General features: G+C 72.0%; 17 protein-coding genes. 14 read left to right on the top strand and 3 right to left on the bottom strand.

Annotation, left to right across the window (positions count from 1 at the left end):
• Positions 1-112: 112 nt before the first annotated feature.
• Positions 113-1,891 (top strand): dynamin family protein, encoded by a 1,779-nt coding sequence (locus IE231_RS04845; protein WP_374189414.1) that lies wholly within the window; start codon positions 113-115, stop codon positions 1,889-1,891.
• Positions 1,888-3,504 (top strand): GTPase, encoded by a 1,617-nt coding sequence (locus tag IE231_RS04840; RefSeq protein WP_189692813.1) that lies wholly within the window; start codon positions 1,888-1,890, stop codon positions 3,502-3,504. Before IE231_RS04845 ends, IE231_RS04840 begins: the two co-directional genes overlap by 4 nt.
• Positions 3,505-3,615: 111 nt before the next feature.
• Here IE231_RS04840 and IE231_RS04835 read toward each other — a convergent pair whose 3' ends face one another.
• Both IE231_RS04835 and IE231_RS04830 read right to left on the bottom strand, forming a co-directional pair.
• Positions 3,616-4,143, bottom strand: a complete 528-nt coding sequence (locus IE231_RS04835) for a DUF1697 domain-containing protein (RefSeq protein ID WP_189692812.1) — start codon at positions 4,141-4,143, stop codon at positions 3,616-3,618.
• 18 nt (positions 4,144-4,161) lie between these two features.
• Positions 4,162-4,881, bottom strand: coding sequence for an IclR family transcriptional regulator (locus IE231_RS04830; protein WP_189692811.1), 720 nt, complete (start codon positions 4,879-4,881; stop codon positions 4,162-4,164).
• Between the two features lie 159 nt (positions 4,882-5,040).
• Between IE231_RS04830 and leuC the strand changes: the two genes are divergently transcribed.
• From leuC to IE231_RS04800, 6 genes are all read left to right on the top strand, one after another.
• The gene (gene leuC / locus IE231_RS04825; RefSeq protein ID WP_189692810.1) at positions 5,041-6,480 is read left to right on the top strand and encodes a 3-isopropylmalate dehydratase large subunit; all 1,440 of its coding nucleotides are present in this window, start codon (positions 5,041-5,043) and stop codon (positions 6,478-6,480) included.
• A gap of 15 nt (positions 6,481-6,495) precedes the next feature.
• A complete protein-coding gene (gene leuD, locus IE231_RS04820) occupies positions 6,496-7,095 on the top strand; it encodes a 3-isopropylmalate dehydratase small subunit (protein ID WP_189692809.1) in 600 nt (199 codons plus the stop codon).
• A 164-nt stretch (positions 7,096-7,259) separates the two neighbouring features.
• The gene (murA, locus tag IE231_RS04815) at positions 7,260-8,585 is read left to right on the top strand and encodes a UDP-N-acetylglucosamine 1-carboxyvinyltransferase (protein WP_189692808.1); all 1,326 of its coding nucleotides are present in this window, start codon (positions 7,260-7,262) and stop codon (positions 8,583-8,585) included.
• An 83-nt stretch (positions 8,586-8,668) separates the two neighbouring features.
• Entirely contained in the window at positions 8,669-9,388 is a 720-nt protein-coding gene (locus IE231_RS04810) for a lysophospholipid acyltransferase family protein (RefSeq protein ID WP_189692982.1), read from the top strand.
• Positions 9,389-9,480: 92 nt separating this feature from the next.
• Entirely contained in the window at positions 9,481-10,479 is a 999-nt protein-coding gene (locus tag IE231_RS04805) for an NAD(P)H-dependent glycerol-3-phosphate dehydrogenase (protein ID WP_189692981.1), read from the top strand.
• A gap of 4 nt (positions 10,480-10,483) precedes the next feature.
• Positions 10,484-11,608 carry a D-alanine--D-alanine ligase family protein gene (locus IE231_RS04800; protein WP_189692807.1) on the top strand — a complete coding sequence of 375 codons (1,125 nt, stop codon included), beginning with the start codon at positions 10,484-10,486 and terminating at the stop codon, positions 11,606-11,608.
• Between the two features lie 45 nt (positions 11,609-11,653).
• On the opposite strand, the gene IE231_RS04795 is transcribed toward IE231_RS04800, so the two are convergent.
• The gene (locus tag IE231_RS04795) at positions 11,654-12,235 is read right to left on the bottom strand and encodes a DUF3515 family protein (RefSeq protein ID WP_189692806.1); all 582 of its coding nucleotides are present in this window, start codon (positions 12,233-12,235) and stop codon (positions 11,654-11,656) included.
• 89 nt (positions 12,236-12,324) lie between these two features.
• Here IE231_RS04795 and IE231_RS04790 point away from each other — a divergent pair, with 89 nt between their 5' ends.
• The 6 genes from IE231_RS04790 to IE231_RS04765 all read left to right on the top strand — a co-directional run bounded on the left by IE231_RS04790 (position 12,325) and on the right by IE231_RS04765 (position 17,901).
• On the top strand, positions 12,325-13,344 hold the full coding sequence (locus IE231_RS04790; RefSeq protein ID WP_189692805.1) for a thiamine-phosphate kinase: 1,020 nt from the start codon (positions 12,325-12,327) through the stop codon (positions 13,342-13,344).
• A gap of 22 nt (positions 13,345-13,366) precedes the next feature.
• The gene (locus tag IE231_RS04785; protein ID WP_189692980.1) at positions 13,367-14,350 is read left to right on the top strand and encodes a DAK2 domain-containing protein; all 984 of its coding nucleotides are present in this window, start codon (positions 13,367-13,369) and stop codon (positions 14,348-14,350) included.
• A 4-nt stretch (positions 14,351-14,354) separates the two neighbouring features.
• Positions 14,355-16,565 carry an ATP-dependent DNA helicase RecG gene (locus IE231_RS04780; RefSeq protein ID WP_189692979.1) on the top strand — a complete coding sequence of 737 codons (2,211 nt, stop codon included), beginning with the start codon at positions 14,355-14,357 and terminating at the stop codon, positions 16,563-16,565.
• Between the two features lie 18 nt (positions 16,566-16,583).
• Entirely contained in the window at positions 16,584-17,180 is a 597-nt protein-coding gene (rsmD, locus tag IE231_RS04775; protein WP_189692804.1) for a 16S rRNA (guanine(966)-N(2))-methyltransferase RsmD, read from the top strand.
• Positions 17,177-17,632 (top strand): hypothetical protein, encoded by a 456-nt coding sequence (locus IE231_RS04770; RefSeq protein ID WP_189692803.1) that lies wholly within the window; start codon positions 17,177-17,179, stop codon positions 17,630-17,632. Before rsmD ends, IE231_RS04770 begins: the two co-directional genes overlap by 4 nt.
• 77 nt (positions 17,633-17,709) lie before the next feature.
• Positions 17,710-17,901, top strand: a complete 192-nt coding sequence (locus IE231_RS04765; RefSeq protein WP_189692802.1) for a hypothetical protein — start codon at positions 17,710-17,712, stop codon at positions 17,899-17,901.
• The last annotated feature ends 5 nt before the right edge of the window (positions 17,902-17,906 follow it).

The following is a 17,906-nucleotide window of genomic DNA, read 5'->3' as shown; positions in this document are numbered from 1 at the left end:
GCCGCTCCCGCTTTTCCCCTCAGCCGCTCCCGACGCCCGGTCCCCCGTGGCCGAACGGCCGTCCCCCGCCTGGGCCGCGGCGTCGTCCGTCCGGGCGGCCCTGGCTGGCATGATGGGGCTCGTGACCTCTCCTCTTCCCGCCGCTTCCTCCGACGCACTCACCGTCCTTGAGGGCGTCCGGGGACGTCTGGGGGAGGTGCGCCTGCCGCTGCCGATCGCGGGCGCTGAGGAGGCGCGTGCCGCCGTCGCCGGAGCGGTCGCCCAGCTCGACGACTACGTGCTGCCGCGGTACCGGAGCCTGGACGCGCCCCTGCTTGCGGTGGTGGGGGGTTCGACCGGCGCGGGGAAGTCCACGCTCGTGAACGCGCTGATCGGACACCCCGTGGCCCGAGCCGGAGCGGTGCGTCCCACGACGCGCCGCCCCCTGCTGCTGCATCATCCGGATGATGGCACATGGTTCGAGGACGCCCGCATCCTCCCCGGGCTCGCGAGGGTCCGTGCTGCGACGGGTTCTCCGGCGACGAGTGCACGGGAGGCTGGACCGGCGCCGGAGGCGGCGAACTCCATCGTGCTCTTGGCCGACGCGGCCGTACCCCGGGGGCTCGCGCTCCTGGACGCGCCGGACGTGGACTCGGTGGCGGACGAGAACCGGCGGCTCGCCGGCCAGCTGCTCGCCGCCGCGGACCTGTGGGTCTTCGTCACCACGGCCAACAGGTACGCCGACGCCGTACCGTGGAAGCTGCTCTCCGAGGCTGCCTCGAGGGACATCCTCGTCGCCGTCGTGCTGGACAGGGTGCCCGCCGAGGCCGAGGCGGAGGTGTCTGCCGATCTCTCCGCCATGCTCGGACGCGAGGGCCTCGCCTCTGCGCGTCTCTTCGTGGTGCAGGAGCACCGCCTTGACTCCCTCGGGATGCTCCCCGGCGCCGCGGTTGAACCACTGCGCGGATGGCTCACGGGCCTCGCCGCGGACGCGGCAGCACGCTCGGCGGTGGCCCGCAGGACCCTGGACGGCGCGGTGCGGGCCCTCGCGGGCAGAGTCGCCCGGACGGCGGACGCCCTGGACGCCCAGCACAGCGCCGCGGCGCAGCTCGCCGCCGACGCGGAGGCCGCCTACCGGGAGGCCCTCGCGCGCATCACGGCATCGACGCAGGACGGCGCACTCCTGCGGGGGGAAGTCCTCGCCCGGTGGCAGGACTTCGTCGGCACCGGGGAGCTCGTCCGCGGGATCGAGCAGGGCGTCGGACGGTTCCGAGACCGTGTCGGGGCGTTCTTCCGCGGGGAGCCGCCACCCGCGGCGAGGGTCGAGACGGCTATCGAGAGCGGGCTGCTCGCGGTGATCACCGATGAAGCCGGCACTGCTGCCGAGGACACCGACCGGAGGTGGCGGGCCGATCCGGCCGGCCGCGCCCTGCTGGGCGCCGACGACCTCTCCACCGCCACGGCAGGCTTCGAGGACCGCGCGGCGCGCGAGATCCGCGACTGGCAGGGCGCCCTCATCGACCTCATCCGCGCCGAGGGCGCGGACAAGCGCAGCAGGGCACGCTGGATCTCGTTCGGGGTCAACGGGCTCGGGGCGGCGCTCATGATCGTCGTGTTCTCGATGACCGGCGGCCTCACCCTCGCCGAGGGCGGGATCGCGGCGGGCACCGCGGTGATCGGCCAGAAGGTGCTCGAGGCCGTCTTCGGCGAGGATGCCGTGAGGCGCCTGGCCAAGACCGCTCGGGCAGACCTCACGGCTCGCTGCGGACGACTCCTCGACCAGGAGCGGGCGCGCTTCGACGAACGGCTCGCCGGCATTGCTGAGGACGGCGCCGCCGTCGCCGCCCTCAGGGCCGACGCTTCGCGCCTCGCGCAGCTCGGTGCCGGCACTGCCGAAGGCAAGGGCCTATGAGCCGGCACCGCGGGAAGGGCAGCGCGACCCGCCTCGATGCGCGCCTCGAGGCGCTCGACACGGCCCGGAGCCTCGCCGAGGGAGTCCTGCCGCAGGAGGACCTCGAGTTCGCCTACCGGACCCTCGACCGCGCGTCCTCGCGGCGGTCCCTCTCCGGCGACCACACCGTCGTCGGCTTCTTCGGCGCGACGGGCAGCGGCAAGTCCTCGCTCTTCAACGCAGTGCTGGGGGAGTCGGTGGCGCGGACGGCGGCCATCCGGCCGACCACGAGCGAGCCCCTCGCAGCGGTGTGGGGGACGGGCGGCAGCGGTCCGCTCCTGGACTGGCTCGAGGTGTCCCGCCGCCATGAGGCAGCCCCCGTGGAGGGGTTCGCGGACGAGGCCAGCGGGGTCATCATCCTGGACCTTCCAGACTTCGACTCGACCGAGTCCGCGCACCGCGCCGTCGTCGAGCGGCTCGTCGGCATGGTCGATGTCCTGGTCTGGGTCCTCGACCCGCAGAAGTACGCGGACCACGCGCTGCATTCGGGCTTCCTCGCGCCGCTGCGCCGGCAGGACGGCGTCACGATCGCCGTCCTGAATCAGGTCGACAGGCTCACGGCCGCCGACCGCGGCGACGTGCTCGAGTCCCTCCGCGGGCTGCTCGCCGCGGAGGGGCTGGGAGGCGTCCAGGTGCTTGAGGCCTCCGCGCGCACGGGCGAGGGCGTGCCGGCGGTGCGGGCCGTGCTGAGGAAGGTCGCCGCCGGGCATCGGGCCGCCTCGGAGCGCCTCTCCGGGGATGTTGCGGACGCGGCCGCCCGGCTGGCAGCGGCCTCGGGGGAAGGCGAGCCGGCAGGGGTCCGGCCTGCGGCATTCCGCAGGCTCGCCGAGGAACTCGCCGCCGCGGCGAACGTGCCCCTCGTGGTCGAGGCCGTGCGCGTCCACACGCGACGGGCAGCCGCCGCTCGCACCGGCTGGCCGCTCACGCGGTGGGTGAGGCGGCTCGGGAGGGACCCGCTCGTCCGGCTCGGTCTCGCGCGGCCTGACGCCGCGCCGCGGGTCAACCGCACATCCATGCCCGCGCCGTCGGCCGCTGAGCGCGCCCGGACGGACGCCGCGGTCCGCGCCTTTGCGGACGGCGCGAGCGAGGGGGCTCCCGGTCCATGGCGGGCTTTGGTCCGCGCCGCCGGACGGGAGGGCCGCGAGCGTCTGCCCGACGCGCTCGACCAGGCGGTGGCCGGAGCCGACCTCGGCGCAGACCGCCGATCGTGGTGGTGGTTCCCTGCGAATGCCCTGCAGTGGCTCGCGCTCCTCACTGCACTGGCAGGGGCGGCCTGGCTCCTCGTCCTCGCCGTGGTCGGCTATCTCCAGTTGCCCGTCCCGGAGGTCCCCCGCGCCCAGGGCTGGCCGCTTCCCACCCTCCTGCTGGTGGGAGGGATGCTCCTCGGCATCGTGCTTGCGCTCGTCCTCGCTCCCGTCGCGGCCCTGAGCGCACGACGGCGGGCGGCCAGGGCACGCCGCAGGCTCACCGCGGCGGTGCGCGCCGTAGCGGACGCCGAGGTGGTGGCCCCCGTCCAGGAGGCGATCGAGCGGTACGCGAGGTTTGCCGCCGCGGTCGGGCAGGCGCGCGGCTGACTGGTGCCGGCCTTGCTTCCGTCGGATTCCCGGGACGGTTGGTGCTTGGTCGGGACGGTCGGGACGGTCCGTGCTTGGTTGGGACGGCCGGTGCTTGGTCGGGACGGCCGGTCAGGCGAAGGCGTCGCGTACCTTGATCAGGGTCCGGAGGTTCCGGGTCGTCGTGGCCGCTTTGAACCTCGGCCTGGCCGTGGCCTTGGACATCGCCGAGTCCAGAGTGGCGCCCTTCGGGCTCAGCCATGCTGTCGCATACGGTGCGAGGCGCGTGCGCTCCGTCCCTGCCTCGGAGGTGGCCTCCCACAGCTCGTCCAGGGCATCGGGGGACGAGGAGAGCGTGATGTAGGAGTGGACGTCGGCGTTGTCGGGCGGGTAGGGGCAGTCCCTCACGAGGGACTCGACCTGGGTGCGCGTCAGGACAACGACCCAGGCGTCGTAGCCGAAGGCCCGGCGGAGGGCGTCTTCGACCTGGGCCTTGAGCTCCTCGCGGCTCAGATCGCTTGTGAGGACGGCGTTGCCGCTGGCCAGCAGGGTCTTGACGCCCGTGATCGCGAGCCCGGAGAGGGCGTCGCGGAGGTCTGCCATCCTGATGGTGATGCCCGCGACGTTGACGCCGCGCAGGAACACCGCGAATTCACCCATGGACGCGCCCCCGTCGTGCTAGTCGTTGCCCTTCCGCAGGGCCTCGGTGAGCAGCCGGGCCGCGTTGCAGACCACCTCAGCATGCTGACGCCCGGGTTGGCGGGTCAAGCGCTCGATCGGCCCCGAGATGGAGACGGCGGCGATCACGCGGCCAGAGGGTCCGCGCACGGGTGCCGAGACTGAGGCGACTCCCGGCTCGCGCTCGCCGAGCGATTGGGCCCAGCCGCGCCGTCGCACGCCGGCGAGCACGGTGGGCGTGAAGCGGGCGTGGTTGAGGCCCTCGAGGAGCCGGTCGTGGTCCTCCCACGCGACCAGGATCTGCGCCGCGGAGCCGGCCTTCATGCTCAGCTGCGTTCCCACCGGGATGGTGTCCCGCAGGCCGACCGGCCGCTCGGCGGAGGCGACGCACACGCGCCAGTCGCCCTGGCGCCGGAAGATCTGCGCGCTCTCGCCGGTGGCGTCCCTCAGCTGGACGAGAATGGGACCCGCCGCCGCTATGAGGCGGTCCTCGCCAGCGGCCGAGGCCAGCTCGACGAGACGCGAGCCGAGGACGAACCGGCCCTGCATGTCTCGCGCCACCAGGCGGTGGTGGACAAGGGCGAGAGCAAGCCGGTGGACGGTCGGACGGGCGAGGCCGGTAGCGGCGACGAGCTGTGCGAGCGTTGTCGGTCCGGCCTCGAGCGCATCAAGCACCAGCGCGGCCTTGTCGATCACACCCACGCCACTAGAATTGTCCATAACTTGATATTGACGTCTCAAAATCTGAGATGCAAGTCAACGGAGTGGCCAGCGGCATGCCCGCGCTGGTCCACTGGTACATAGGCAGCCACACCGCCTGCCGAGCCGGCACAGGCCCGGCGTCGGCGCACGTCTGGCACGAATCGGAGGGAGCAGGCCGTGGGACGCACACTGGCCGAGAAGGTCTGGGATGCGCACGTGGTGCGCAAGGGCGAGGACGGGCAGCCCGATCTGCTCTACATCGACCTCCACCTCGTGCATGAGGTGACCTCGCCCCAGGCATTCGAGGGCCTCCGGCTCGCAGGCCGCCCGGTGCGCCGTCCGGACCTGACGATCGCGACCGAGGACCACAACACCCCGACGGTCGACATCGACAAGCCGATCGCCGATCCCACGAGCCGGACCCAGATCGAGACCCTGCGGGCCAACTGCGCCGAGTTCGGGGTGCGCCTGCACTCGCTCGGCGACAAGGAACAGGGCATCGTCCACGTCGTGGGCCCCCAGCTCGGCCTGACCCAGCCCGGCATGACGGTCGTCTGCGGCGACTCGCACACCTCCACCCACGGGGCCTTCGGCGCCCTTGCCATGGGCATCGGCACGAGCGAGGTCGAGCACGTGATGGCCACGCAGACGCTCTCGCTCAAGCCGTTCAAGACGATGGCGATCACCGTCGAGGGGACGCTCAAGCCCGGGGTCAGCAGCAAGGACATCATCCTCGCGGTCATCGCCAAGATCGGCACGGGCGGTGGCCAGGGATACGTGCTGGAGTACCGAGGCTCGGCGATCCGCGCCCTCTCGATGGAGGCGCGGATGACCATCTGCAACATGTCGATCGAGGCCGGGGCCCGCGCCGGAATGGTCGCGCCCGACGAGACCACCTACGAGTTCGTCAAGGGCCGTCCGCATGCCCCTCAGGGCGCGGACTGGGACGCAGCCGTCGAGTACTGGGAGACGCTGCGCACCGACGACGACGCGGTGTTCGACGCCGAGGTCTTCCTCGACGCCGACGAGCTCGAGCCCTTCGTCACGTGGGGCACCAACCCCGGGCAGGGAGTCTCGCTCTCGGAGCGGGTCCCCGACCCCGACGGCTTCGCCGACGAGAACGCCAAGGCCGCGGGGCGCCGCGCCCTCGAGTACATGGGGCTCGAGGCCGGAACGCCGATGAAGGACATCCGCGTCGACACCGTCTTCCTGGGCTCGTGCACCAACTCCCGTCTTGAGGACCTGCGCGCCGCCGCCGAGATCGTCCGCGGACGCACCAAGGACCCGAACGTGCGCATGATGGTGGTCCCCGGATCCGCGAGGGTCCGCCTCGAGGCTGAGGCCGAGGGCCTCGACAAGGTCTTCACCGACTTCGGCGCCGAATGGCGCTTCGCCGGATGCTCCATGTGCCTCGGCATGAACCCCGACCAGCTGGCGCCGGGGGAGCGGTGCGCCTCGACCTCGAACCGCAACTTCGAGGGGCGCCAGGGCAAGGGCGGACGCACCCACCTGGTCTCTCCGGTGGTGGCGGCCGCGACCGCTGTGCGGGGGACCCTGTCCTCGCCCTCGGACCTCGCCCCCGTCACGGACCCCGCCGCGGCCGGCGCCGCTGCCTAAGGAAGGATTCGAGCCATGGAGAAGTTCACCACCCACACCGGCATCGGCGTCCCGCTGCGCCAGTCGAACGTGGACACCGACCAGATCATCCCCGCCGTCTTCCTCAAGCGGATCACCCGCACCGGGTTCGAGGATGCGCTCTTCTCGAGCTGGCGGAAGGATCCCTCGTTCATCCTCAACCAGGAGCCGTTCGATCGCGGCTCCGTGCTCGTGGCCGGCCCCGACTTCGGCACCGGCTCGTCCCGCGAGCACGCCGTGTGGGCCCTCAAGGACTACGGCTTCAGGGTGGTCCTTTCCTCGAGGTTCGCCGACATCTTCCGCGGCAACTCCGGCAAGCAGGGCCTGCTCGCCGCCGTGGTCGCGCAGGACGACATCGAGCTGATCTGGAAGGAGCTCGAGAACCACCCGGGCACGCAGATCACCGTTGACCTGGGCTCCAAGACTGTTGCCTGCGGGAACCTCGTTGCCCCCTTCGAGATCGACGACTACACGCGCTGGCGCCTGCTCGAGGGGCTCGACGACATCGGACTCACCCTCCAGCACGAGGACGAGATCAGCGCCTACGAGAAGACACGCCCTTCCTTCAAGCCGACGACCCTCCCGGCACGCAGCTGACGCGGGGCCGCCGGCGCGCCGGCCACGCGGCCGCGGGCGGGACTCGCCGATGGGGCTCGCGCGAGGGGTTTTCATCTCCCCACGCGCGAGCCCCTATGCTTAGCTGGGTCCCTGACCGGCGGGTCCGGAGTCGGCTCAGGGGACCAGTGAGGAAATAGGTGCAGATGAGCAGTGTCCTGACCATTCGCGGCGGCATCCCCCTGTCGGGGCGCGTGCGGGTCCGCGGCGCCAAGAACCTCGTGCCCAAGGCCATGGTGGCGGCCCTCCTGGGGAATGAGCCCTCCACCCTGCGCAATGTGCCGGACATCAAGGACGTCTCGGTCGTCACGAGCCTCCTGCAGCTCCACGGCGTGAGCGTTGAGGCGGACCCGGCTACGGGGGACCTGACCCTCGACCCCCAGTACGTGCGGACCGCGGCCGTCAAGGACATCGACGCCCATGCCGGCGACTCGCGCATCCCCATCCTCCTGTGCGGTCCGCTCATCCACACGATCGGGGAGGCCTTCATCCCCGACCTGGGCGGCTGCCGCATCGGCGACCGGCCCATTGACTACCACCTTGCAGTCCTGCGCCAGTTCGGGGCCGTCGTCGACAAGCGGCCCGGCGGCATCAGCATCTCGGCGCCGACCGGTCTCAAGGGCGCCAAGATCTCCCTCCCGTACCCGAGCGTGGGTGCCACGGAGCAGGTCCTGCTCGCGGCCACGCGGGCCGAGGGCATCACCGAGCTGTCAGGGGCCGCCATCGAGCCCGAGGTCATCGACCTGATTGCCGTGCTGCAGAAGATGGGCGCTCTCATCAGCGTCATGTCCGACCGCACCATCCGCATCGAGGGGGTGCCCGAGCTCGGCGGCTACACCCACCGGGCCCTCCCCGACCGCAACGAGGCGGCCTCGTGGGCCTCCGCCGCCCTCGTCACCGGGGGCGACATCTTCGTGGAGGGGGCCAGCCAGCGCGACATGGTCACGTTCCTGAACGTGTTCCGCAAGATCGGCGGCGGCCTGTCCATCGAGGACGAGGGGATCCGGTTCTACCACAAGGGCGGCAAGCTCTTACCGCAGGTGCTGGAGACCGACGTCCACCCCGGCTTCATGACCGACTGGCAGCAGCCGCTCGTCGTCGCGCTGACCCAGGCGGACGGCGTCTCGATCGTGCACGAGACCGTCTACGAGAACCGTTTCGGCTTCACAGAGGCGCTCGTCCGCATGGGAGCCACGATCCAGCTCCACCGCGAGTGCCTGGGCAGCGTGCCATGCCGGTTCGGCCAGCGCAACTTCCTCCACTCCGCCGTGATCTCCGGGCCGACTCCGCTCCACGGGGCGGACTTCAACGTCCCGGACCTGCGCGGGGGCTTCAGCCACGTCATCGCGGCGCTGGCGGCCGACGGCGTCTCCCGCGCCACCGGGGTCGACGTGATCCGCCGCGGCTACGAGCACTTCACCGACAAGCTCGAGGGGCTTGGCGCGGACTTCGACGTCGAGGAGGCCCAGTGACCGCCCCAGCCGCCCAGAAGCGGACCGAGAGCACCGGCGAGAAGATCGCGTTCGGCATCGCCGCCGCCATCGTGCGCCCGCTCATGAACCTCCTGATGGCCAAGGAGTGGCGCGGCACGGAGAAGCTGGACAGCCTGCCCGGGACGGGAGGCTTCATTGCCTGCCCCAACCACTGCACGGAACTGGACCCCCTCACGGTGGGGCACATGCTCTTCAACCAGGGGCGGCCGCCGCACTTCCTGGCCAAGGCCGGGCTCTTCAGGCCGCCCGTCCTGGGCCAGATCATGCGCGGAACCAAGCAGATCCCCGTGGATCGCGGCGGCGCCGGGGCCGGCACCTCGCTCAAGGTGGCCCGAGAGGTGGTCGAGGAGGGCGGTGCGATCATCGTCTACCCCGAGGGAACCCTGACCCGCGACCCGGACCTGTGGCCCATGAAGGGGCACACCGGCGCCGCGCGGCTCGCGCTCAAGACGGGTGCGCCCGTCGTCCCCATCGCCCATTGGGGTGACCACGAGCTGTTCCCGCGCTACTCGAAACGCCTCTACCCCTTCCCCCGGAAGAAGGCGGTCGTGTCCGTGGGGGATCCCGTGGACCTCAGCGACCTGCGCGACCGGCCCTTGGACAAGACGACGCTCGTCGAGGCGACCGAGCGCATCATGGCCGCCATCACCGCTCTGCTGGCGGAGCTGCGCGGCGAGGAGCCCCCCGCTGCGCGGTGGGACCCGTCCGAGCACGAGCAGCCCGCGTTCGGCCACGGCCGAGACCGCGGCAGGGACACCGAGCGCGGCGGAACCCAGGCGTGAGCGCTGAGGCCATCGCCGGGGACGTCCCCCAGACCGCGGCCGCCGTCTCCGGCGCGCCCGCGGGCCGTGGCGCACTCCGGAGGGTCGCCGTCATGGGAGCGGGAAGCTGGGGGACCACGTTCGCGAAGGTCCTGGGAGACGCCGCGGCGAGCCACGACGCCGAGCGCATCATCCGCGTGTGGGGCCGCAGCCCCGAGGTGGTCGCTGACATCGCTGGCCACCGGAACACGAAGTACCTCGACGACGCCGTGCTGCCCGAGTGCATCACCGCCACTACCGACCCGGCAGAGGCCCTTGAGGGCGCCCAGCTGGTCGTGCTGGCCGTTCCGGCCCAGTCGCTGCGCGGACAGCTGGCCGCATGGGGCGCGCACGTGCCGCGCGACGCCGTCGTGCTCTCCCTCATGAAGGGCCTCGAGATCGGCACCGACAAGACGATGAGCGAGGTCATCGCCGAGCTCACCGGGCTCCCGCGGCGCCAGATCGCGGTGCTCTCGGGGCCCAACCTCGCGATGGAGATCGCCCGGTCCCAGCCCACGGGCGCCGTCGTGGCCTGCTCCGACCACGAGACCGCGCAGTGGATCGCCGAGTCCTCCACCGCCCCGTACTTCCGCCCCTACATGAGCACGGACGTGATCGGCGTCGAGATCGGCGGGATCGTGAAGAACGTGATCGCGCTGGCCGTCGGCATGTGCGAGGGCAAGGAGATGGGCGACAACACGAAGGCCACCGTCATCACCCGCGGCCTCGCTGAGACCACGCGGCTCGCGATTGCGCTTGGCGGCGACCTCACCACCATGTCCGGCCTCGCGGGCCTCGGCGACCTGGTGGCCACCTGCTCGTCCAAGCTCTCCCGCAACCACACGGCGGGCCGGCTCCTCGGCCAGGGTCTCTCGGTGGACGAGGTGGGGGAGCGCATGACCCAGACGGCCGAGGGCATCAAGTCCGCGGCCGTCGTCCTGGAGCTGGCCAAGCGGCATGGCGTGGACATGCCGATCACCGCGGGCGTTGTGGCCGTCCTGAGGGGCCAGCTCCCGGTAGACCAGCTCGAACCCCTGCTGCTCGCGCGGCAGCTCAAATCAGAAGGCGACTAGAAGCGTGACAGACACCTCGAACCGCAAGACGCGTGTGGCCCTCCTCTTCGGCGGGCGCTCGAGCGAGCACGCCGTGAGCTGCGTGACCGCCGCGGGCGTCATGGGTGCGATCGATCCCGAGAAGTACGAGGTGGTGCCCATCGGGATCACCCGCGATGGCCAGTGGGTCCTCTCCCAAGGCGACTGGCACCAGTGGGCGCTCAACACAGGGCACCAGCCGCGGGTCGAGCCGAGTGAGGCCACGGTGCGCCTTGCGGAGTCCGACGGTGCCGCACGCCTCGTGGTCACCGAGCCCAACCAGGTCCCGCGCGAGCTCGGTGACGTCGACGTCGTCTTCCCGCTCCTGCACGGTGCCTTCGGGGAGGACGGCACGGTGCAGGGCCTCCTCGAGCTCGCGGATGTGAGGTATGTGGGTGCGGGTGTGCTCGCCTCGGCCGTGGGCATGGACAAGCACTTCATGAAGGTCGCATTCGAGGCCGCCGGGCTCGCCGTCGGCCCCTACGTCACGGTGACCGACAAGGAGTGGCGCCGTGATCCCCAGGCGGTGCGCGACGCCGTCGGCCGTCTCGGGTACCCGGTATTCGTCAAGCCGTGCCGCGCCGGCTCGTCAGTCGGCATCACGAGGGTCGATGGCCCGGAAGGGCTGGACGCCGCGGTCGCGGAGGCTCGCCGGCACGACCTCCGGCTGGTCATCGAGGCTGCGATCGTGGGCCGCGAGATCGAGTGCGGCGTGCTCGAGGGCCGTGGCTGCGATGCCCCGCGGACCTCGCTGCCCGGCGAGATCGTGGTCCAGGGCGGCACCCACACCTTCTACGACTTCGAGGCGAAGTACGTCGAGAACGACGCCGCCTCGCTCTCGTGCCCGGCCGACCTCCCGCAGGAGGCCATCGACCGCGTCCGGGCCCTCGCGGCCACAGCGTTTGACGCCGTCTCGGCCGAGGGCCTCTCCCGGGTGGACTTCTTCTACACGCCCGAGGGCGAGTTCGTGATCAACGAGATCAACACCATGCCCGGATTCACCCCGATCAGCATGTACCCGGCGATGTGGGCGGCCACGGGGATCGGCTACCGCGAGCTCATCGACGAGCTCATCCAGCTCGCCCTGGCCCGGCCCACCGGCCTGCGCTAGAGGGACGCCGGGCCCACGGGCACCGCGGGGCAGGAGGCCGGGAGGTCAGCCCCCCGCGCCCAGTGTCGCGAGGTCAGCCTGCCCGACGCAGTGGCGCGTGGCGGGGATCTTCGAGACTGCAGGCGAGAGGCTCGCGAGCACCGTCGCGGAGCTGATCCGCCCGGCATCCAGCAGCAGCTCGACGGCCGGCGAGCGGCCGAACGTCGTGAGCGTGTACGTGCCGCTGTCCTGCTGGGCGCCCGTCTGGCCCGAGGGTTCGCCTGAGGGTTGCGGGGCGGGCGTCGTCGCCCCGTCGGAGGACGGCCCGTCCTCCTTGATCACCCAGTCCACGCCATTGACGCTCACGCACCGGTCGGTGGTAGGGCCGGGGGACGCGACGCCGCAGCGGAGCACGACCGCGGAGGGGTCGCCCCACGCGGCGGTGGCCTGGCTCGTGGTGGTGCGGATGGCGGCGTCGCCAAGCGTGTCCGGCAGGGCGAGCATCACGGGCGCGCAGGCCGGGTTCGCGGCATCCGCGGCCGGCTGGACGGTGACGGCCGAGGAGCACCCGGCCAGGAGCGTGGCGACGGCCACCGCGGCCGTTGGGGCAAGGAGGCGGGAGACGGGGTGCTGACGGCGTGCGGGCATGCTTCTCTTCTCCGGGGGAGGGGGCCGTTCCAGCCTACCCCTGCAGGACGGGCCTCTTCGCGGGCGTGGGGGCGGATACGCTTGGGCCTGTGACCGATTCCCCACGACTCCAGCCCCGCGTGGGCGACCTGAGCGAGGGAGAACTCCTCGACCGCATCTTCCCCCGGCTGGCAGGGCTCGGCGATCCGATCCTCGGTCCCGGCGACGACGCCGCGGTGATCGCCGCGCCCGACGGCCGGGTCGTCGTGAGCACGGACACCCAGACCGAGGGCCAGGACTTCCGGCTCCTCTGGCCCAACGGCTACCGGAGCAGCGGCGCGGACGTCGGGTGGAAGGCCGCGGCCCAGAACCTCAGCGACATCAACGCCATGGGTGCTGTCGCGACGGGCATGGTCGTGAGCCTGACGCTCCCGCCGCAGACCGAGGCGGTCTGGGTCGATGACCTGGCCGATGGTCTCGTCGAGGCGATCCGCGCGCTCGGAGCGCCCGGCTGCACCGTGGCCGGAGGCGACCTCGGGCGCGGCAGCGAGCTGTCCGTGACCGTTACCGTGCTGGGGTCGCTCGAGGGGCGGCCGCCGGTGCTGCGTTCTGGCGCACGTCCTGGGGACACGGTGGCGATCGCCGGCCGGCTCGGAACGGCGGCCGCCGGGCTCTCCCTCCTCGAGCACGGGCCGCGGTACGGCGACCTCGGACCGGCCCTGCGCGAGGCGGTGCGCTTCCATTGCCGCCCGTGGCCCCCGCTCGCTGCCGGGCCTGCGGCGGCCAAGGCCGGCGCCAGCGCGCTCATGGACCTCTCGGATGGGCTCCTGAAGGACGGGGACCGCCTGGGCCGGGCCAGCGGCGTCGTTCTCGACCTCGACGAGCCCTCCCTGCGGGCGCGCGCGGCGCTCCTGTCCGAGCCGGCCGGAGTCCTCGGCGCGGACCCGCTCGCCTGGGTGCTCGGCGGGGGAGAGGACCACGGACTCCTTGCCGCCTTTCCACCCGCCTCACAGCTGCCGCGGGGGTTCGCTGCGATAGGCTCGGTGGTGCCGGCGGCGGGCGGCCCGGGCGGGGTAGCCGTCGCCGGGCGGCCTGCGCAACCGAGTGGATGGGATCACTTTGCACGTTAAGATCGCCTCGAACGCCGCCGCGATGCGCCGCTGGCTCGGCGACGCCGAGACGGCGCTGGCCAACCACAGCGACCGTCTCAACGCGATCAACATCTTCCCCGTCGCGGACGGGGACACCGGCACGAACCTCTACCACACGGTGCGGGTCGCGGCCACAGCGGCGGCGGCGACCGAGGGCACTGACCTCGGAGAGGTGCTGGGTGCGGCAGGCCAGGCTGCCATGGAAGAGGCATGGGGCAATTCGGGAACGCTCTTCGCCGTGTTCCTCGATGCCTTCGCCGCCGCGCTCGCGGGCCATCCCCGACTCAGCGGCCCTCTGCTCGCCCGGGCCCTCCACCGCGCCCAGATCCGGGCCTGGTCCGCGCTCAGCGAGCCCGTGGGCGGCACGATGCTCTCCGTTCTGGAGGCGGCTGCGGACGGCGCGGCGAGCGCCTGCGGGGCAGCAGGGAATGATGACAGCAACGTCGCTCTGCGTGCGGCCCTGGACGGAGCGCTCGAGGCCGCCGCTGGTGCTGTGGTGGCGACCGAGGGCCAGCTCGGGGTGCTCGCGTCGGCACGGGTGGTCGACGCCGGCGGTGTGGGCCTGCTGCTGGTGCTCGCGGCACTCCGGGGGGCCGTCCTGGGCGACGGGATCGCGGAGGAGGCCCTCGAGGCGCTCCACGGATTCAGGATCCAGGACCCCTACATCACCGCGGACCAGCCCGAGGCCGAGGGCGTCGAGATCATGTGCACGATCCAGCTCAGCCCGCTGGACGCGGCGAGCCTGCGCCAGCGCCTCGATGAGGTGGGGGAGTCGGTCATCATGAGCCCCGTCGGAGCCTTCGACGACGCGGCCGGCCTGTGCAGGTGGAGGGTGCACGTCCATGTCACAGACCCGGACGCTGCCCTCGAGCTGATCCGTGGGGTCGGCGAGCCCGAGCGGGTTGCGCTCACGGAGCTCCGTTCGGAAGACGCACCCGCAGGCGGTGCGGGCGACTTCGCGCAGGAGAACCGGCGTGCCCGCTGACCGTATGACCGATCTGGCCCGGCTCCTCGGAGGGGCCTCGGCCAAGAAGCTCAAGGACCACCTGGGGATCACCCTCGCCGGCGAGCTCCTCGACTACTTCCCCCGCCGCTACGCAGAACGCGGCGAACTGACCCGCATCGCCGAGCTGCCGATCGACACGGACGTGACACTGCTGGCCCGTGTTGTGAAGGTGACGAGCCGCGCCATGGCGACCCGGAAGGGCCGCATCACGGAGGTCATCGTCAGCGACGGGCTCGACGGGGCGCTGGACACGATCAGCCTGACGTTCTTCAACAGCTTCGCCGCGGCCAGGCAGCTCACTCCGGGCACGGTCGCCATGTTCTCGGGCCGGGTCGGCGCGTATCGCGGCCGCCTGCAGCTGACCAATCCCGACTATGTCCTCCTCGACGAGGCCTCCGGCACGGACGCGAGCGCGGAGGAGCTCGCGGACCGGCCCATCCCCGTCTACCCTGCCACCGCCAAGCTGCCGAGCTGGAAGATCGCCCAGTCCGTCGCCACCCTCCTGGGACAGCTGGACCTCGAGGCATTGACGGACCCGCTGCCCGCGTCGCTGCGGGCCCAGTACCGGCTTCCCGGGATCGCGGAGGCGTACCGGATGATCCACATTCCCGCCACGGCGCAGGAGTGGGCAGCGGCGCGTCGGCGGTTCCAGTACGAGGAGGCCCTCGTCCTGCAGACAGCCCTCGCGCGCCGGAAGGCACAGCACTCACTGCTGCCCTCGCGGCCCAGCCCGGCCCGGCGCGGCGGCCTGCTCGAAGCGTTCGACGCGCGGCTGCCGTTCACGCTCACGGACGGGCAGAGGCAGGTGGGGGAGACGCTTGCGGCCGAGCTCGCCGCCGACCATCCCATGAACCGGCTCCTGCAGGGAGAGGTCGGCTCGGGCAAGACGGTCGTGGCCCTGCGCGCGATGCTCCAGGTGGTCGATGACGGCGGCCAGGCGGCGCTCCTCGCCCCCACCGAGGTGCTCGCGGCCCAGCACTTCGAGTCCATTCGGCGCACGCTCGGTCCCCTCGCGCGCGAGGGGCTCCTCGGAGCAGACGACGGCGTCGAGGTAGTCCTGCTCACGGGCGGGCAGAGCGGTGGCGAACGCCGGCGTTCCCTCCTCGCGGCCGCGAGCGGTGAGGCCGGAATCGTTGTGGGCACTCACGCGCTCCTGTCGGAGAACGTCCAGTTCGCCGACCTCGGCCTCGTGGTGGTGGACGAGCAGCACCGTTTCGGGGTCGAGCAGCGCGACGCCCTGCGCGCCAAGAGCCTAGCCACCCCGCACCTGCTGGTCATGACGGCCACGCCCATACCGCGCACTGTGGCGATGACTGTATTCGGCGATCTTGAGACCTCTCTGCTCCGGGAGCTTCCGGCGGGCCGGGCGCCGATCGCCACCCACGTGGTGGGCCTGCTCGAGAACCCGTCGTGGGCGCGGCGCATCTGGGAACGGGCTCGGGAGGAGATCGACGCCGGGCGGCAGGTGTACGTCGTATGCCCCACCATCGGCGAGTCCGGCGAGGATGAGGGCGACCTCGAGCCGCTCGACGAGGCACCGCCGGGCGGGTCCGCCTCCGGCGCCGGGCAGGAACGGCGCCCCGCCGCCTCGGTCACTGCGGTGCTCGCCCAGCTCACGGGGGAGCACGCTCTGGATGGGACGCGCCTCGGCGTGCTCCACGGACGCCTGGACTCGGCTGAGAAGAGCGCGGCGATGGACGCCTTCGCCTCCGGTGCGACCGACCTGCTCGTTGCGACGACGGTCGTCGAGGTCGGGGTGGACGTGCCGAACGCCACGCTCATGGTGATCCTCGACGCGGACCGCTTCGGGATCGCCCAGCTGCATCAGCTCCGAGGGCGGGTGGGCCGCGGTGGCCACCCCGGGACATGCCTCCTCGTGACCTCGCTCGAGCCTGGGCACCCGAGCAGGGCCCGCCTGGACGCTGTGGCCGCGAGCACCGACGGATTCGTCCTCGCGCAGAAGGACCTCGAAAACCGCCGCGAAGGGGACATCCTCGGTGCGACGCAGTCCGGCCGCCGCTCCACACTGCGGCTGCTGCGCGTGCTGCGCGACGCGGACGTCATCGAGCGTGCCCGGGGGGACGCCCTCGCGATCGTCGCGGAGGATCCCGGACTGGAGAGCCACCCCGCCCTGCGGGATGCCATCGACGCGTACCTCGAACCCGAGAAGGAGGTGTTCCTCGAGCGTGGCTGAGACAGTTCGGGTGGCCCTGTGAGCAGGATCATCGCCGGGATCTGCGGCGGAACACCCCTTGCCTCGGTGCCCGGCTCGGGGACCCGCCCCACGACCGACCGGGTCAAGGAAGCGCTGTTCTCCCGCCTCGAGGCACTCGGGATGCTCTCGCGCGCGCGGGTCCTGGACCTCTACGCCGGCTCGGGTGCGCTGGGGGTCGAGGCGGTGAGCCGGGGAGCCTCGACTGCCGAGCTCGTCGAAGCGGACGCGAAGGCGGTGGGGGTGTGCCAGCGCAATGCACGCACTGTCAACGACGCGGTGGGACGCCGGGCGGTGACGGTGCACCGGGGCAAGGTCGGCTCGTTCCTCGACTCGACGATTGAGGGCAGGCACTGGGACCTCGTGTTCATGGATCCGCCATACCCCTTGGGGGAGGAGCAGCTGTCCCGCGTGCTCGAGGCACTGGCTCCCCATCTGGCCGGGGACGCGCTCGTCGTCGTGGAGCGCTCCGCCCGCTCGCCCGAGCCCGCCTGGCCGCGCGGCCTCACGCACTATGCGGACCGCAAGTACGGCGAGACCCGCCTGTGGTTCGCGGAGCCTGAAGTGTCGGAGGCCGACGGTAGCGTGGCCTCATGACGTTCTCAGGGGCGATTCCGGGACTGCTCCTTGCGGCGCAGCCGCCGGCGGTGCTCCGGACAGCGGCCGACGCGGTGGCCCCGGACCCACACTGGTGGGAAATCGTGGCCGCGCTCGCCCCCGTGGGCACGCTCGCGGCCGCGGTCGTCGCGGCGATCGTGGGCCTGCGCACCCTCCGCCAGCGGTCCTACTCGGACCGGCGGGCAGAGTTCTGGCGCCGTGCTGAATGGGCCCTCGAGGCGTCGGTGTCCCAGGACGCCCAGCTGGCCGTGATGGGCACAATGGTGCTCGCGAGCCTCGCGAAGAGCGACCTCATCGCGAGCGACGAAGAGCTCGAGCTCCTGGACTCCGTCTGGGTCGAGCCCATCGCCGAGGCGGAGGAGGCCGGGCTCGACGAGGAGCTCGGCGACGATGCAGGCCCGGACGACGACGGCGCTTGGCACCCGCGATGACGGCGCGAGGCGTTCATGGACTGGGCGGCCCGCTCGGCGTGATACTGGAGGGGTACCCCTTGGGAGAGGAGACGCTGGTGAGCAAGCACGAGGCCGTCCCCGGAGACGCCGAGCAGCTTCCCGAAGAGCCGGCGCCGGAGCGGCGGTCGGCCTCGGACCGGCGCGTCCAGATCGCCGCCGCCAAGCTCCGTGTGGTGCTGGACGAGCGGCTCAAGCGGCCCACGCCCGAATGGGTCAAGCGGCTGGCGGAGCAGAAGCTCGCGAGCTGAGCTCC

It is taken from the genome of Sinomonas cellulolyticus, assembly GCF_014656475.1.
Taxonomy (GTDB): domain Bacteria; phylum Actinomycetota; class Actinomycetes; order Actinomycetales; family Micrococcaceae; genus Sinomonas; species Sinomonas cellulolyticus.
The sequence above is the reverse complement of the archived record's forward strand: the minus strand, read 5'-3'. Positions and strand labels throughout refer to the sequence as shown.